Origin of the sequence: Endozoicomonas sp. ALB115 (assembly GCF_049310245.1) — a bacterium.
Classification (GTDB): Bacteria; Pseudomonadota; Gammaproteobacteria; order Pseudomonadales; family Endozoicomonadaceae; genus Endozoicomonas.
This window is the reverse complement of record NZ_JBLYZG010000017.1, coordinates 1-15,217: the sequence shown is the minus strand read 5'-3', so window position 1 is coordinate 15,217 and position 15,217 is coordinate 1. Positions and strand designations below refer to the sequence as shown.

The window sequence follows — 15,217 nt, the reverse complement described above, 5'->3', positions numbered from 1 at the left end:
ACATGCAAAAAAATCACCGTGCTTCCAGGCAGATGGAACGGCCTGTTGGAATCAGAAAATCAACTTATCTACTCACACTGGCTATTCTGGGCACCATGCCCGGTGTCAGTCAGGCCGTCAGCTGGACCACAGAAAATGATGTCAATATCTCGCTGGATACTCAGGTGAAATACAGCACCATGTGGCGAGTAGAAGACAGGGATGATGACAACCTCAATATCAATACCAATGACGGTAATTATAATTTTGATACCGGGTTAGTCTCGAACATCTTCAGCATTACCTCAGACCTGGAAGTGAGCAAAGATGATTACGGTCTGTTTTTGCGGGCCAACGCCTGGTATGACAGCCAACTGAAAGATAAAGACCCGACCGGAGATGGCAATATTTATTCCAACTCCGGCAGCGAAACCAAATTTTCTGATGACCTTAAAGACTCTGCCTCAGGAGCAAGACTTCTTGATGCCTATGCCTATCGGGATGGTTATGTTGCGGACCAACCGCTGTCCTTCCGACTGGGCCGTCAGGTGATTAACTGGGGTGAAGCCCTCTTCTTTACCAGCGGTATAAACTCTGCCAACCCTTACGATATTGCCGGGCTGCGCCTTCCGGGGGCAGAACTGCGTAACCATACATTGCCGGTGAATATGGCGTATGTGCAGGCGGGAATTACCGACAATCTCAGTATGGAAGCGTTTTATAAGTTTGAATGGGAATCTCATGAGTTGATACCCAATGGGGCTTATATGAGTACGGAGGATCTGTTTGGTGATGGGTCTTTGGGGGTTATTGAAGATTTTAGGAATTCACTTCCGGTACCGGCTGATATTTCAATCCCAGGCTTGAATGGCACTGATCGGATTTTACCTATTGCCAGACAGGGGCAGAAAATCGATGCTTCAGATGATGGTCAGTTTGGTCTTGCGCTGCGTTATGAATTTTCTGGAGTCGAAGCTTCGTTATTCTTTATGAACTATCACAGTCGTGCTCCTTATGCTGCTCTTGAAACTTGAGATCAGGCTGGTTGTTCCTCTCAGGCACCGGGTTTTCTTTCAGCAGGAAGCCCGATTACAGGCCAATATGCAGCGTTGTGTCAAGCTGGCATAACTGGGTCAAACTCAACGTTAACAGCTCTTGCAGATGGACTGTATTACCTCAATAACACCTACTATGACCTTGCATACCCTGAAGATATCCGTCTCTACGGCTTAAGCCTGTCCGGTAATATTGGTGAAACCAGTATTGGAATGGAAGTCACCTACCGGCCTAACATGCCGTTTTCTACCAATCGGGAAGAATTTGCAACCTTAGCCAGCAATGCTATTTTGGCAGGTAGAGGATCAGTGGGTACTATAGACTTGGGTGCCGCAGGAATCGTTGCCTCAGGTACAAAAACCAACCTTTACCAGCGTGACGAGCTATACACCTGGACGGTCAACGCCACCCACAATTTCGGACCAAACCTTGGTGCCGATGATGTCAACCTTATCTCAGAGGTTTCCGGTAAAATCATACCCGGCAGCATTACCGATGTGCCCAACTTTTCCAACTTAAGCAAAAACTCTTATGAGTACACACTGGTTCTGAGCGGCTCATACGACAACGTGCTGCCCGGGTTGGACTTATCCCCATCATTGACCCTCAATGATAAACTCCACGGAGACGATCAGGGGGCCATAAGCTACAGCGCCAGGGTTGCTGCAGACTACGGCAGCAATATCTCTGCCGAACTGAGCTATAACGCCTGGAACAGCCAAAGCGACCAGAGAGACCGGGACAATGTCGCCTTTAGCGTGGCGTACTCCTTTTAATCACCAGAAAAATAAAAGGCTTCGTTTTGGCAATCCGAACGAAGCCATTTTAAAAAAATAACAAAAATAATGAGGTGAACAGATGAAAACAAGACCCTTATTTTCAACGCTGGCCATAGCGGTCGGCATTACCTTTTCAAGTTTGTCGCTGGCAGCCGTTGATAACATGGAAGCCAGGCGATTAACCAGCGAACTCACCCCTTTTGGTGCAGAAAGAGCGGGCAATGAAGAGGGCACTATTCCAGCCTGGACCGGCAAACTGGTTTCTGTTGACAATGGTTACGACCCGGAAAGAGTGACACGCGTCGACCCATTCGCGGATGAAAAACCCCTGTTCGAAATCACGGCAGAAAATTATAAGGAGCATCAGGATAAGCTAAGTACTGGTATTATCGCCATGCTCGAAGCCTATCCAGATACATTCCGTATTCCGGTATATAAAACACACCGGACGTTTACAGCACCGGAGCGCATCGTAAACAATACGCTGAATAACGCCACCAGCGCCCAGCTGGCCAACGACGGTAATGGTTTTAGTGGCGCTATTGCCGGAATACCTTTCCCTATCCCGCAAAATGCCAATGAAATTATCTGGAATCATATTACCCGGTGGCAGGGCATTAACGTGGAAGGCGTGAATGAAGCGGCACTGGTTCAGCCTTCCGGACAAGTGAAGCGTGAGGTCTCCAAGTATGACGCCTACTTCAAGTATTATGATCCAAACGTAACAGCCGAGGAGCTGGACAACACGCTGTTTTTCTATCTCAGGGAGCAGATTACACCGGTACGTGATGCTGGTGAGCTGACACTGGTTAAAGAGACCGTTGATCAATTGGCAGAGCCCAGAAAAGCCTGGATTTATCTGCCAGGGCAGCGCCGGGTGAAGAAAGCGCCCACCACCGCTTATGACACACCTACCGGCTTTATACTCACCGATGAAGTCGATCTTTATAACGGTTCCCCGGACCGCTTTGACTGGCAGATCGTGGGCAAGCAGGAAATGTATATTCCCTATAATAGCTATGCGCTTGCCAGTAAAGACCTTTCGAGTGAGACGCTGCTGACTCCTCACCACCTGAATCCTGACTATACCCGTTGGGAACTGCATCGTGTCTGGGTGATAGAGGGCAACCTGAAAGAAGGTAACCGACATATATACAGCAAGCGCCGTATGTATCTGGATGAAGACAGCTGGGCGGGTGCCATTATGGAAGCCTATGATAGCCGGGGAGGATTATGGAAAGTAAATACAGCTCACCTGAAAATGGCTTATGAGATCCCCTCCATGATGTCATCGCCTACTGTCTATCATGACCTTGCTAATGCCACTTATTCCGTATCCAATATGGAAAATGGCGATGTCGGCATGCGTAATATACTGGCAGAGCAGAAGCCACTTTCCTTCTGGAAATCAGCCAACCTGCGTCGACTGGGCAAACGTTAAACTCACTGATAACCTCATCATTTCGATGAGTTTGATGTGTACAATCTCCGTGCACCCTGAGCGTCCTTCGGCTCCGCTCAGGGTGCACGGACGAAGGGTGATGGGCACAGTCTTTATTCAGGGTATGGTGTGTACGCCCTTCGACTCCGCTCAGGACGAACGGAATTTGGGCGTCATTGATAGAGGGACCCCATCAAATACATTGAAACCGTGTACCAGTGCAGCAAAGCCCTGTTGAACTTGTTCCCACGGATGAGATGTATAACATGATTATCTAACTCAGTAAGACAAGCTTGCCTTCAGGCACGCGAATGATTGCAGACTGTCGGCAGACGGCCACCAGTTTGCCGGTACTGTCCCACATCTCCCCCTCAGAACGCCATCCGCTAACATACGACTGCTGAATTTAGTGGCAATATAGCCGGGCGCAGGCTTTGCCAGACAACTCTATTTTATTACGGCCTGTATTCATTAAGCTTCCAGTTGTAACGATAACTGATCCGCCCTCTGTAGTTTTCCAATTGATGCTTTAAGTCACCGCTGGCAAATGACTTTATCTCGTTCAATACCCCATCTTTATCAATAAAGTCATCTTCATACCAATCAAAAATACTGGACAGCACCAGGCGACCATTGACCAGGGTTGCGCCTTTTTTCTGATTAATAAAGCGTCGGGCGGCTGCCTCCAGCTGTTGATCAATCCTTTTTCCCCGAAACGCATCAGGCAATAAATCAGGGCAGCCAATGCTGGCGCAGTTCAGTGCATAGTGAATCCGGGGATTGTTCCAGATGGGGCGGAGAATTCGATGCTCAATATCGTGCAGGGAGATAGTCTGACCAGCAATCATGATAAGTTCATCTCGCCAGGGCCCCATACGGAACCATCCCTTACCCAACTTGGTAATGGACTTGACCGGGTAGTAATCAAGGATCAGGTCAACGGTTAATGCGTTATACAGGTTGATCCAATAAGCCAACTGCTCGGTACGATTCAGCTTTCTGGGGTCCAGCCCGGCAAGACTGTTCAGATAAGCATCCAGACTGCCTTTTTCAGTTTTGGTAACACGCCCATACTCAACCATATACATTCCGGTTGATTCAGAGAGTATTACGTAGCGATCCAGAAAGTTCTGCCATTGTGAGTGATCAACCACCTGCTCACTACTCTGGTCAGCCTTATCCCAGTATGACCAGAGATCCGGGGATGGAACCGCCTGGACCGCAATACTGAACAATAAGAGCAAAGCTGAAACGACGTATCTGGCCATACATGGCACCTTTTTTTAGCGTTATTTCAGAGCCATCCTTTGGTGAAGCGCCTGATTAAGATCGGCAAAGAAACGGGCTACTTCAGCTCATTCAATCGCCAGTCATACTGGTACTGAATCGTACCGGTATATTTTTTCAGCCGCCGGGCATTTGCCTGAGAAGCAAACTGGCGCAGATGCAAAACAACCCCCGCCTGATCAACAAAGTCCTGTTCATACCATTCATAGATACGCGACAGCGTCAGTTTGCCTTCCACCCAGCTCATGCCTTTTTCCTGCCGGATAAAGCGCCTGGCAAGTTCATCCAGCATTGGCTCAGTATTGTCTGCGGTAAACACCGTTGGGGACAAATCCGGGCAACCGATGCTGGCACAGTTCACCGCATAATGAATACGGCTATCGTCCCATAGTGGTCTGAGAATCCGGTGCTCAATATCATTCAACGTCAGGTTTTGCCCCGCTACCTGGGTGATATCCATATCCCATGGGCCAAACTGGTACCATGGGCCAATCCTGGTAATGGATTTAACCGGATAGTGTTCCAGCACCAGATCAACCGTTAACGCGTTATAAACGTTGATCCAGTACGCTTTTTGCTCCGCCAAAGAGTATGTCCTTGGGTCCAGGGAGACCATATCCCTCAGGTATTTATCAAGCTTGTCCCGATCTTCCTGACTGACCAACCCATATCGAAAACGATTGCCACCCGGGCGAAGTGCCAGATAGGTATCCAGTATCTCCTGCCAGAGATGGTGATTGATCACCGCAGAAGACTCTGGATTGCTTTTGTCCCAAAATGCCCAGTAGGTGCTGGCAGGCGCTGCCATCACCAGGCCCGGAAGGATGAGCAGCAAGGCACCGAGAGACAATGCCTTTACTGCTCGCTTCCATAGATTGGCAAAGCAAAAACGGAGCGAGGCAGAATTGCTGAATGATACGGTCACGGGAATTCCTTCTTTTAATTATTTAGCCTTGATTATTTAAATCATACCGCAGCAATTGATTGCTGTTGATCATGGAAAGCAGTTCTTCAATATATTCTTCACCCCGGATGGAATATGCCCGCAAACCATGGGCCAGATCAGCGCCTGTGACTGGCTCCTGACTGACTCTTTTCTGCTCCCGCAGCTGTCGCAAAGCCCTGTATTGATGATTGGTGTTCAGGTTGTGCATATAAGCACGGACCGACGCCGCAACATCCTTAAACTTCTGAACTTCGTAGCTCTCTCCTGCCGGGCGAGCCCCGGGTACAATGCCGCATCCCGGTCGGAAACACCACTGACCAAAGAAGTTGTTACCCTGTCGGGCAAATCGTGAAGTCCCCCACGCGGTTTCATTGGCCGACTGAGCCAGGGCAAGAGAAGCAGGGATCATATCGACAGACGCCAGCAACCTGGCAAAAAACGGTTCATCAAAAGCTGACACATCACCAATACGGTACTTTTTACCCATATCAGCCAGCCACAATTGATCGTTCTCCGTCAGCTCTGACTGGGAAGATAACGCCATAATCCGAAGACGGTTTTGTAAAATCGTATCATTCTCTTCTTGCACCATCGGCAATAAGAAGCCAAAGAAAGCACTTTTCTTGGCCTTGACATCAACCATGCTGCTGAAATCCGGTATGGTCACAACCGGCAACGCTTCTGTCTTTTCAACCGCCACCGGTTCCGGTATTTCAGGCCCTGACGCAAACTTACCCTGCCAGTGAATCACCAAAGACAGCACAATTAACGCCAGAAAAACACCCAACATAATTTTATCAATCTTATTGAGCATGAGTACCTCAGTAAAACATCTTGATTAGCAACAGAATAAAGGCTGATGGCCAAAAAAGGCAGAAAATCCACTAAAAAACGTTCAGTTTCTTTACAAACCGGGCGAAACATGACAACACTTGAGGAGCGGCTTAACGCGGTTCTGCGATGGAAAACCTCTGCAGAGAGCCAATAATAATAACAAAGGTTAAGCGCCGGTCAGTATCAGTATCCACCACTTCAGTGGAAGAAGCGGCCTGATATCCTGCCGAACACACGGAGGCACTGTTATGATCCTAAGCCATTTCTGGGGCTTGCTTACTGAGCCCGACAACGAATGGGTCAGCATTCGCAAGAACCCGCCCGGACTGATCCAGCTCTACCTTGGCCAAATCATCTGGCTGGCAGCCCTGCCCGCCATCTGCACTTACATTGGTACTACGATGTCTGGCTGGAGCCTTCCCGGCAGCACCAATGTGGTAAGACTCACACCTGAGAGTGCCCTGTGGATGTCCATCCTTGCCTGGATGGCGATGGTCTGTGGCGTTGCGGTCATGAGTTGGTTTATCCACTGGATGAGCGGTAACTTCAACAGCGACCCGTCATTGGCAGACTGTACAGCCTTTACATGCTATACCGCCTATCCTCTGTTTCTCATTGGTATCTGCGGTCTCTATCCATCCCTGTGGCTGGCTATTATTGCCGGTACTGTGGCGGTATCTGCCACGGCCTACCTGCTGTACAGCGGTCTCCATATTTTTATGAAGATTCCTCAGGAACAGGGCTTTATCTATGCCAGCTCGGTTCTCTGTATTGGCCTGGTGGTTCTGGTTGCCATCATGATCACCACCGTGATTTTCTGGGGTATGGGCATTGGGCCTGAGTATGTGCAGAGTTATTAGTCCCAATCTTAATGATTAATTATCCTTAAATGATTCCAACATTTAGAACTCGCTCTCCGTTCACCCTGAGCGGAGTCGAAGGGTCCCGGGCACGACCTATCATGCTTGGGAGTTTACGCCCTTCGACAGCCTCAGGACGAACGGAGTTTGGAGGCTCCAAAATGTGAAATTATTCAAGGACTATTCCCAAGGCCGTTTTACACGGCTTTTTTTGTGCCTTACGGATTTTACAATCCTGAGCAATCCACTATGATTTGCGGGCAAACTCAGGGAGCAGACAAACCATTGCCGAACGACCTTCACCAAATTGAACAGCGGATTATTGAGCTTTATCAGGAAGCGGAACGCTTTTTTCAACAACCGTTTAAAAAACCTTATATTCGACTGGATCTCACCGGGGAGACAGCGGGTCAGGCGTGGATTGAAAAACATCAACTGCGCTTCAATAAAGTGCTGCTTCAGGAAAACCGTGAGCACTTTATCCAACAAACCGTCGCCCACGAGGTGGCCCACCTGCTGGCCTATGAACTGTTTGGCCGAAACATCCGGGCCCATGGCAGAGAGTGGCAGGGGATCATGACCAGGGTATTCAGACTTCCTGCCGATCGTTGTCACCGGTACGACACCGGAAGAAGCAGCCGGAAGCAGTGGCTGTATCGATGCCACTGTCAGGGCAAGACGATTCACCTGAGCACCATACGACACAACCGCTCACAACGGGGAACGGTCTATCTGTGCACCGCCTGTAAAGGGCCATTAACATTCCTCGGTAACGCCCTGGCTGCCCCCCAAAACTGCTAATAAGTCATCGCCGTATTTCTCCAGCTTGAATTGCCCTATTCCGGTGATTCTCGACAATTCAAGATGGGATTGAGGACGAGCCTTTATCAGCTCCATCAGGGTCTTGTCGTTCAGGATGACATAAGCGGGGACATTCTGTTCCTCAGCATGGCTACGGCGCCATTGGCGCAAAGCCTCCCACAATTGCTGATCATGGGCTTCCACCACAACACGACCAACTTCCCGGTATTCCTGCTCATACTTCCGGGAAGGCTCATATCGATCACGGCGTAACTGAATACGCTCATCACCTTTTAACAGTGAACGGCAACGCTCATTCAATTTAAGGGCTCCGTGACTGTCATGATCCACATTCACATACCCTCTGGCCACCAGCTGACGATAGACCGACCGCCAGCTGCTCTGATCCAGCTCGGTGCCGATACCGAAGGTGCTAAGCCGGTTATGACCAAAACGGCGGGTTTTATCAGTGCTTTTCCCCAGCAGAATATCCACAAGATGAGCTACCCCAAAGCTCTGCCCACTGCGGTAAATACAGGACAACGCCTTGCGGGTAACTTCGGTCCCATCCCATATTTCCGGTGGCTCAAGACACAAGTCACAATAGCCGCAGGGTTTATCCAGAGGCTCATCAAAGTAATTCAACAACACCTGTCGTCGACATCCGGTCACCTCACAAAGCGCCAGCATGGCATCCAGCTTTTGCTGCTCTATCTGTTGAATATGCACACTGGCACTGGAGCGGGCCTGCAGCTGTTTGAGCAGCACCACATCCTGTAAACCATAAACCATCCAGGCGGTAGCAGGCAGGCCATCCCGCCCCGCACGCCCGGTCTCCTGATAATAGGCTTCAATGCTTCTTGGCAGGTCGAGGTGGGCAACAAACCGCACATCCGGTTTATCAATCCCCATACCAAAGGCAATGGTCGCGACAATAATGATCCCTTCTTCGACGATAAACCTGTGCTGGTTTGCCCGCCGTTCTTCCGGTGAAAGCCCGGCATGGTAGGGCAGCGCCTTTCGCCCTGACTGCGTCAACCACTGGGCAGTCTGCTCCACTTTCTTACGGGAAAGACAATAAACAATTCCGGAATCTTCGGGATGCTCTTTATTAAGAAAGTTCAGTAGCTGTTGCTTACCCTGCTTCTTCTGGCTGATCCGGTAGAAAATATTGGGTCGGTTAAAGCTGTCGATAAATACCCGGGCTGCTCCAAGTCCCAGTCGTTCACGGATTTCCTGGCGGGTTCTCTGATCGGCCGTCGCTGTCAGGGCAATTCTGGGAACCCTGGGAAACCGTGTTTGCAAACAGGAGAGCTGCAGGTATTCCGGCCGGAAATCGTGCCCCCACTGAGAGACACAGTGAGCCTCATCAATGGCAAACAAAGCCACCTGAATCTGATCCAGCAGCCGCTGCATCGACTCAGTCAGCAGTCTTTCCGGCGCTACATACAATAAATCCAGATCACCGATCAGCAGTTCCCGTTCAACCTGAAGCCGGTCTTCCGGCAGCATGGCGGAGTGCAGACAGTCGGCACGAATACCCAGCTCCCGAAGACTGTTAATCTGGTCATCCATCAAGGCAATCAAAGGAGAAACGACAACTGCCGTACCACCTCTTAATAATGCGGGGATCTGGTAACAGAGCGATTTCCCTCCCCCTGTAGGCATCAATACCAGGGCATCACGGCCAGCAACGATTTCATTAATTACCTCTTGCTGGAATCCTCGAAAGGACTGGTAACCAAATGTATTTTTTAAAATATCCAGAGCAGGATCAGGCATTGAACAGAATCGCATCTGATAAAAGGGCAAGTATACGGATACTCGCCAGCATCTTCATCAAATCCTGATAGGTTCCAACAAATCAGACTATCGCCATATGTCGCCCATCTGTTTCAATACATAACTTTAAATCTCTGGATAAGTTATTGACAAATTCATCATTCTCATGGGGATTATTGTGCACCTCTATAGCGGTCAAATAATGACCAACCCATGAAGCCTTACACATCACCTTTAGTCTGTTCATGTTCTCATAAAGAAGAATGCTGACCAGCTTCTGGCCTGCGGTTGAGAATCGGTTAAAGTACGGCACCAGTTCACGAGCTGGCTTGTGTTTTAATGGGGAACACCCTCGATAACTGGCAACAATTGAAAAGCTGCCCGCCTTGGCTTTTCCCAGTTTGAGAAGATACTCGGCACATACGCTATTGGACAATGATTTTGCCGCCATTAATTCCTGACGAATGTCATTCAACGCTTTCACCCAAGCCACTACGCTTGATGTATTTTCCTGACTTTTATAAATGGCAACGGCGAGCTCTAAAAATTCACTCCCATTAGCCTGTATACTTAATTCTGGAAATACCTGACCGGCATAATCCTGGTAATTGAAATTTAAATATTTATCTAGATACTCTTGAAACTGAGCATTCCATAAACACCTGCATTCAGCTAGAACCGCTTGTTTAAGAGCACTCAAATAAGGAACACCATAATTCTTCAGCGTATCAATATGATCCTCAAGCCAAAAATCAAAAAACTGTTTTTTTCCTGAAGGATACCAGCGCAGTAAATTTGAGCATCGCACCACAATCTCTTCCATGTCAGCATGACTACCATCAGAATGGATACCTCTTATTATTAAACTTTCATTATAATCGGACACCCAGTTAAATTTACTCAACTGCCACCGCACATCATACTTACTCAAAGTAGTATCACATAAAAACACCTTATTATCTTTTAACAAAAAACCTTTTTTAAAATAGGTTTTTCTGTTTTTTGGCTTTTCTGACATAGAAGATAATAAGCTATCTTCACTGTTACAACGCCTCAACCCGCCATCATTCAGTGCCCGGGCAGCAAGCATTCCTCCGGCATTCCCGGCTATCGCTTCGATGTCCAGGAGTAGACGCTTTGAAGCTGTTGGCTTGATTTGTCTCTCTACCTGTCGTGCCACCTTACCATGAAAGTTCAGATTTATTTTTGCTTCATTCAGGCGCCAATGACCACTTTTACTCAAAGAACCAAGACTGATCATCACAGAAAAAGAACAAGGTAATTTCAGTCTTTTTGCCTTACCATCTGCACTGATATACTCATTGTAAGTCACTGTTGATGTCAAAACACACCGCCAGTCGTTTAGTTCCAAAGTATGAGTGCAGCTTGAAGATCCTGAGCAACTCATTTTCACCCCCATTTCAGAGAAGTACGCATATAGCTGATTCAACAAGCCTTGCCCAAGAAGAATTTTCAAGGAATCCGACAGTTCAGGACCCTGACCCTCAAGATATGAAGCCAACATCCTCTCAACCTCGTGATTACTGACAGATTCATCTGCAAGATTCAAACTGCACTTGTAGTCTTTAGTGTTGAACTTGTGTGGTTGAGCACCATTCGTACCTTCTTTAATAATGGTTAAATCAACCCTGCCTGCGTCATTCTGATACGATTCTTCATATTTCCTTAATCTTACTTTTTCGGTTCCCCCATTTGCCAGATAAGCCGCACAATCCCGGATGGCATCGTTATCACAAATCTTACGTGCCATTTCATGGGGAAGTGTCTCCTCAACATCGTTGAGCTTGCAGGAGAAGGTTACCGGAAAAAAAAACGCAGAAAAGCAATCTTTTGCTTTTGCCGACTGGCTTGGGATCCCTCTCATCACATCCAGTGCAGACCCGAATTCAGTACTACCCATAGGAGACCTTGCACTGGTCGACGCTGCCCCATGACCAACTCTTGGCCGGGATATCCTGCCACGTATTTCTGAACTGACTTTTCCGGCAAGTTGCTTATCACAATGCACAACATCACGTCGATTTTTAGCATACACCGGTTCCTCAGCAGGCCTTTGACGCATTAACATCGACCTCAAAGACTTAAATGGCCCTACTGATTTGCCATCCTTCATGCGCCCTTCTCTGACAGGCTTATCCCTTTTATCATCAGATCGCAAGCTATATGTTTTGCAAGGTCTACCTACAGGCTTCGGATTATCCATGCTCAATCTCCAAAGATTCGCCATACATATGAACGACATTTGATGTTTTTTGTTATACGTCCAACCCTTATCAGAGACTGTTTGGACGGCTTATGGGCTGATCACTCCACTCAATCAGACGTTAACAACCAACATTTAGTTCTATAAAAAGAAAAAAACAGTGATGCTCATTATCAGGTAACCCATCATGATAAAGGCTTCACCGGACAGACTTTTATCTCCACCAAAGCCAGAGTAAAATCCCCCCCTCAAACTTTCAGGATACCCTCTATGTCCAATACCCGTGCTTCTGTGGAGGCGCTGTTACAGCCTTTTACGGAACAAAATGAAGGAACTCTTGACTACCATGGTCTCCACGGTTTCCTGACAGCCCTGACCATCTGCCCGATAGACCTGACCGAGCAGGTACGGAACGAGAGTATTTTTGATGGTAAGGTAGAGCTTCCAGCAGCCATTGCCAATGAGTTGAATGAACTTATTGCCAGAATGCAAACGACCATCGACCGGGGATTTAACGACGAAGATGAGGGTTTTTCCCTCTCCTGCGAATCCGAAGAGCTGGAAGACCACGACGATGAAGCCCTTGCCAACTGGTGCATCGGTTTTATGGTGGCTCACTTCCTCGATGAAGACATCTGGTTCGGGACCAATGAACAGGAGGTCTGTGAACTCCTGCTGCCGATCATGCTGGCCTCAGGCCTGTTTGATGATGAACAGGAGTTTCAGGATATTCGCAGGGACAGTAAGCTCACAGAAGATATGTGCAGCCAGATTCCTGAAGTGTTGATGGAGCTTTACCTGATCTTCAACGCACCGGAAGAGAAAAAGCCTCACCCATCTGGAAAACGACGTTCATAGTTTAGTTTGACTGGCAACCAGCGATGCTTCTGGTTGCCCCTGGCTACTTCAACTATCACACATTTTACTTTTAAGAAAAGCAGCCTGGTCTTCAGAAAGGCCTGAGTGTCCGGGAAGTTTACTATGGTACCACGATAAATGGCTTTCTTTTGCCGCAGCATTGGCAAACATTTCGTACATCCGGGATCCCTTGCGAATCGTATGATCGTTTTCCCGTGAGAGAATGATTGTGTTCACCTTTTGGTATTCCACCAACTGTTTCATGGGGGTGGCTGCATCAATGTGAGCACCGAACAACCAACCCAGGGTATCGGCAAATTCGGGTAATTGTGGAATGACGACTCTTGAAGTGGTGCTGTAGGAGTCATGGTTAACCAGTGTAAGGCGTTTTTTGGTCCGTATTGCCTCATCTTCACCCAGATTACTGAGATAGCGTTCCAGAGCAACTGTGGCAACGCCGCCACCCAATGAACTTCCCATCAGTGTGATGTTGTCAATACCGGGTTGGTTCAGTGCCGTGTGCAAGACTGCCATGGCATCCTTGATTACGGTTTCGCCGGTGGCCGCAGGAGCATAGCGTAAAAGTCCTGCCCTTTTGTTGATTCCGGTGCCCGTGTAATCGTAAAGAAGAACTGGACAGCCCAGAATCTGCTGAATATTGCCCGGTGTTTCTGTGGGTTTGCCATCTGGCAGTCCATGGGATGTGCTGGCAAGCCTGTCTTTGTCAAAGAAGTTTGAGATGGTTGTACCATTCATATTGTTAAAAATGATCAGGTCTGACAATGGTGTGGACTGTCGCTCTGCGGGGTAGCAAATGACTCCGCAAAGGGTTGTGGCGTCATGGGAGAGGGTAATTTTTTCTGTCCTGAAACCGTCCTCATGGGTGGCGTTACAGGCAGAATCTATAATCGCCTGACTCTTGGCGGGGAAGTGGGCTTTAGCGGAAAACAGGTAGCAGTATTGTGCTGAAACAAGGCGGCAGCCCAACAGTTTGGATAGGCCAAGCCGGTTTTCAATCATCCATCCGGCAACTGATGTGCATTGGGATATCCCATAACTGGACAATGATGGGGAGGTCGGTTCAGCAAGTGTCAGGTGTCCACTTAAGAGGGAAGTACTCACTAAATGTGATGCCACAGGGCGGTTGCCAAAGTGTGCATTCGTGATGGGTTGTTTTTCTGGCATCTGCCAGCTTGCGGGAAATGAGGGACTCATTGTTTTACTGGTGGATTGTGCGACGGTATTCATCTGGTGCCTGATATATTGTAAGCAGGTACTCGTTAGCCTTCGTATACTTCCGACCATATAATCAGTAATTAGTTCCATCCCTTGCTAGGCATAAGACTGACGACATCCCCATGATTTGATAGAGGCAAATATTTAAAACCAAACGTCCACCTACTTATTAGTGATTTTTTTCGGGCGACTGGATGATTTGTTATGGATGTATCGTAGTACAGATGTTGGTATTTCCAACCTCAGTGATGGGTAGTGAGGGGCCTGATGGCAGTTTGTTACAGGCAGGGTGGGCTCAGTACTGTTGGAGCGAAGAAAACGATTTCATCTGGATGCAGTGTAACCGCCAAAATAACCCACGTCCTACCCCGCTGAGATTTGATCGTGGATCATAAAGCCTCTGATTGCATGGAGGCTCCGATGACCACCCCAGAAACCACTAAAGAACAATGGCTGCAACGGATCGAAGCCTGGCACGACCCCGGGCTTAGCCAAAAAGCCTGGTGCCGACAAAACGGCGTCAGACCATCACAGCCTGGTTATTGGAAAAAGAAACTGTGTGAAGGCACCTCAAGAATAAGCCGATCCGGCGGGGTTGGCTATTACGCTGGTTAAATTCGCGTTTACGTTCTATTGTTGTCATCCCCAGACGATTCTCCAACTGCAAACAGGTAATCCCCGAAGAAGCCATGCAGTCACCTTCCTCCTCAGTAACCGCAGACACGGCATCCCCGTTAACATCCACTGAAGCCGGAAGGCACCGGCCAGCAAACAGCCGAAAACAAGAAAGAAAGCGATCCATGTCAGGTTACCAGGTGGAACAGACAACAACGGGCACTGGAACATTGCCACCGCATCAACTGCAATCTGAATCCGGGCCCACCCCACCCATAAAGCGCAGGCGTGTTACTGACAACAGCAGGAGTATTGTGTGTTCTTCAACTTCGCTACCTGCTAATCCGGAGCCAATGGAGACCGAACCGGCCATGCCTGCTGACGCAGCTTCCAGGCTTCCGGGAGTGATCAGTTCCCTATCAAGAAACCTACCAACAGTCAGCGACAACAGGCTATTAACTGGCAATGAACATACCTCAGCGATGGTGCAGGTCATGCCTGAACCAATGAAGGATGTAC

Annotated in this window: 14 protein-coding genes; 7 read left to right on the top strand and 7 right to left on the bottom strand. The window is 48.4% G+C overall.

Annotated features, from left to right (window positions below; all coding sequences use genetic code 11):
• Window positions 1-2: 2 nt before the first annotated feature.
• The 3 genes from ACO6VE_RS10220 to ACO6VE_RS10210 all read left to right on the top strand — a co-directional run bounded on the left by ACO6VE_RS10220 (window position 3) and on the right by ACO6VE_RS10210 (window position 3,255).
• Window positions 3-1,013 (top strand): DUF1302 domain-containing protein, encoded by a 1,011-nt coding sequence (locus tag ACO6VE_RS10220; protein ID WP_422461149.1) that lies wholly within the window; start codon window positions 3-5, stop codon window positions 1,011-1,013.
• Between the two features lie 75 nt (window positions 1,014-1,088).
• The gene (locus ACO6VE_RS10215) at window positions 1,089-1,811 is read left to right on the top strand and encodes a DUF1302 family protein (RefSeq protein WP_422461147.1); all 723 of its coding nucleotides are present in this window, start codon (window positions 1,089-1,091) and stop codon (window positions 1,809-1,811) included.
• Window positions 1,812-1,893: 82 nt separating this feature from the next.
• Window positions 1,894-3,255 carry a DUF1329 domain-containing protein gene (locus ACO6VE_RS10210; protein WP_422450850.1) on the top strand — a complete coding sequence of 454 codons (1,362 nt, stop codon included), beginning with the start codon at window positions 1,894-1,896 and terminating at the stop codon, window positions 3,253-3,255.
• A 455-nt stretch (window positions 3,256-3,710) separates the two neighbouring features.
• Here ACO6VE_RS10210 and ACO6VE_RS10205 read toward each other — a convergent pair whose 3' ends face one another.
• The 3 genes from ACO6VE_RS10205 to ACO6VE_RS10195 form a co-directional block, all read right to left on the bottom strand.
• The gene (locus ACO6VE_RS10205; protein ID WP_422450848.1) at window positions 3,711-4,523 is read right to left on the bottom strand and encodes a DUF547 domain-containing protein; all 813 of its coding nucleotides are present in this window, start codon (window positions 4,521-4,523) and stop codon (window positions 3,711-3,713) included.
• A gap of 77 nt (window positions 4,524-4,600) precedes the next feature.
• On the bottom strand, window positions 4,601-5,467 hold the full coding sequence (locus tag ACO6VE_RS10200; protein WP_422450847.1) for a DUF547 domain-containing protein: 867 nt from the start codon (window positions 5,465-5,467) through the stop codon (window positions 4,601-4,603).
• Between the two features lie 22 nt (window positions 5,468-5,489).
• On the bottom strand, window positions 5,490-6,302 hold the full coding sequence (locus tag ACO6VE_RS10195; protein WP_422450845.1) for a glucosaminidase domain-containing protein: 813 nt from the start codon (window positions 6,300-6,302) through the stop codon (window positions 5,490-5,492).
• Between the two features lie 268 nt (window positions 6,303-6,570).
• Here ACO6VE_RS10195 and ACO6VE_RS10190 point away from each other — a divergent pair, with 268 nt between their 5' ends.
• Window positions 6,571-7,182 (top strand): Yip1 family protein, encoded by a 612-nt coding sequence (locus tag ACO6VE_RS10190; RefSeq protein ID WP_422450843.1) that lies wholly within the window; start codon window positions 6,571-6,573, stop codon window positions 7,180-7,182.
• Between the two features lie 249 nt (window positions 7,183-7,431).
• Window positions 7,432-7,983: a SprT family zinc-dependent metalloprotease gene (locus tag ACO6VE_RS10185; RefSeq protein WP_422450842.1), complete on the top strand. Its 552-nt coding sequence runs from the start codon at window positions 7,432-7,434 to the stop codon at window positions 7,981-7,983.
• Here the strand turns inward: ACO6VE_RS10185 and recQ are convergent.
• Together recQ and ACO6VE_RS10175 are read right to left on the bottom strand one after the other, a co-directional pair.
• On the bottom strand, window positions 7,939-9,765 hold the full coding sequence (gene recQ, locus ACO6VE_RS10180; protein ID WP_422450840.1) for a DNA helicase RecQ: 1,827 nt from the start codon (window positions 9,763-9,765) through the stop codon (window positions 7,939-7,941). The genes ACO6VE_RS10185 and recQ overlap by 45 nt on opposite strands.
• A gap of 82 nt (window positions 9,766-9,847) precedes the next feature.
• Window positions 9,848-11,989, bottom strand: a complete 2,142-nt coding sequence (locus ACO6VE_RS10175) for a hypothetical protein (protein WP_422450839.1) — start codon at window positions 11,987-11,989, stop codon at window positions 9,848-9,850.
• Between the two features lie 270 nt (window positions 11,990-12,259).
• On the opposite strand from ACO6VE_RS10175, the gene ACO6VE_RS10170 reads away from it, so the two are divergent.
• Window positions 12,260-12,847: a YecA family protein gene (locus ACO6VE_RS10170; RefSeq protein ID WP_422461145.1), complete on the top strand. Its 588-nt coding sequence runs from the start codon at window positions 12,260-12,262 to the stop codon at window positions 12,845-12,847.
• Between the two features lie 48 nt (window positions 12,848-12,895).
• On the opposite strand, the gene ACO6VE_RS10165 is transcribed toward ACO6VE_RS10170, so the two are convergent.
• Complete coding sequence (locus tag ACO6VE_RS10165; protein WP_422450835.1) at window positions 12,896-14,095, bottom strand: alpha/beta hydrolase family protein; 1,200 nt, start codon at window positions 14,093-14,095, stop codon at window positions 12,896-12,898.
• A gap of 408 nt (window positions 14,096-14,503) precedes the next feature.
• Here ACO6VE_RS10165 and tnpA point away from each other — a divergent pair, with 408 nt between their 5' ends.
• Entirely contained in the window at window positions 14,504-14,698 is a 195-nt protein-coding gene (gene tnpA / locus ACO6VE_RS10160) for an IS66 family insertion sequence element accessory protein TnpA (protein WP_422461143.1), read from the top strand.
• A 241-nt stretch (window positions 14,699-14,939) separates the two neighbouring features.
• Here the strand turns inward: tnpA and ACO6VE_RS10155 are convergent.
• Window positions 14,940-15,217, bottom strand: a 278-nt coding sequence (locus ACO6VE_RS10155; protein ID WP_422461141.1) for a hypothetical protein, incomplete at its 5' end; no start/stop codon positions are given.

Bases quoted from the DNA above. Each gene is read 5' to 3' on its own strand.
- recQ (WP_422450840.1), bottom strand. From the start codon at position 9,765: ATGCCTGATCCTGCTCTGGATATTTTAAAAAATACATTTGGTTACCAG.
- ACO6VE_RS10195 (WP_422450845.1), bottom strand. From the start codon at position 6,302: ATGCTCAATAAGATTGATAAAATTATGTTGGGTGTTTTTCTGGCGTTA.
- ACO6VE_RS10170 (WP_422461145.1), top strand. From the start codon at position 12,260: ATGTCCAATACCCGTGCTTCTGTGGAGGCGCTGTTACAGCCTTTTACG.
- ACO6VE_RS10205 (WP_422450848.1), bottom strand. From the start codon at position 4,523: ATGGCCAGATACGTCGTTTCAGCTTTGCTCTTATTGTTCAGTATTGCG.
- tnpA (WP_422461143.1), top strand. From the start codon at position 14,504: ATGACCACCCCAGAAACCACTAAAGAACAATGGCTGCAACGGATCGAA.
- ACO6VE_RS10190 (WP_422450843.1), top strand. From the start codon at position 6,571: ATGATCCTAAGCCATTTCTGGGGCTTGCTTACTGAGCCCGACAACGAA.
- ACO6VE_RS10210 (WP_422450850.1), top strand. From the start codon at position 1,894: ATGAAAACAAGACCCTTATTTTCAACGCTGGCCATAGCGGTCGGCATT.
- ACO6VE_RS10165 (WP_422450835.1), bottom strand. From the start codon at position 14,095: ATGAATACCGTCGCACAATCCACCAGTAAAACAATGAGTCCCTCATTT.
- ACO6VE_RS10185 (WP_422450842.1), top strand. From the start codon at position 7,432: ATGATTTGCGGGCAAACTCAGGGAGCAGACAAACCATTGCCGAACGAC.
- ACO6VE_RS10175 (WP_422450839.1), bottom strand. From the start codon at position 11,989: ATGGATAATCCGAAGCCTGTAGGTAGACCTTGCAAAACATATAGCTTG.
- ACO6VE_RS10220 (WP_422461149.1), top strand. From the start codon at position 3: ATGCAAAAAAATCACCGTGCTTCCAGGCAGATGGAACGGCCTGTTGGA.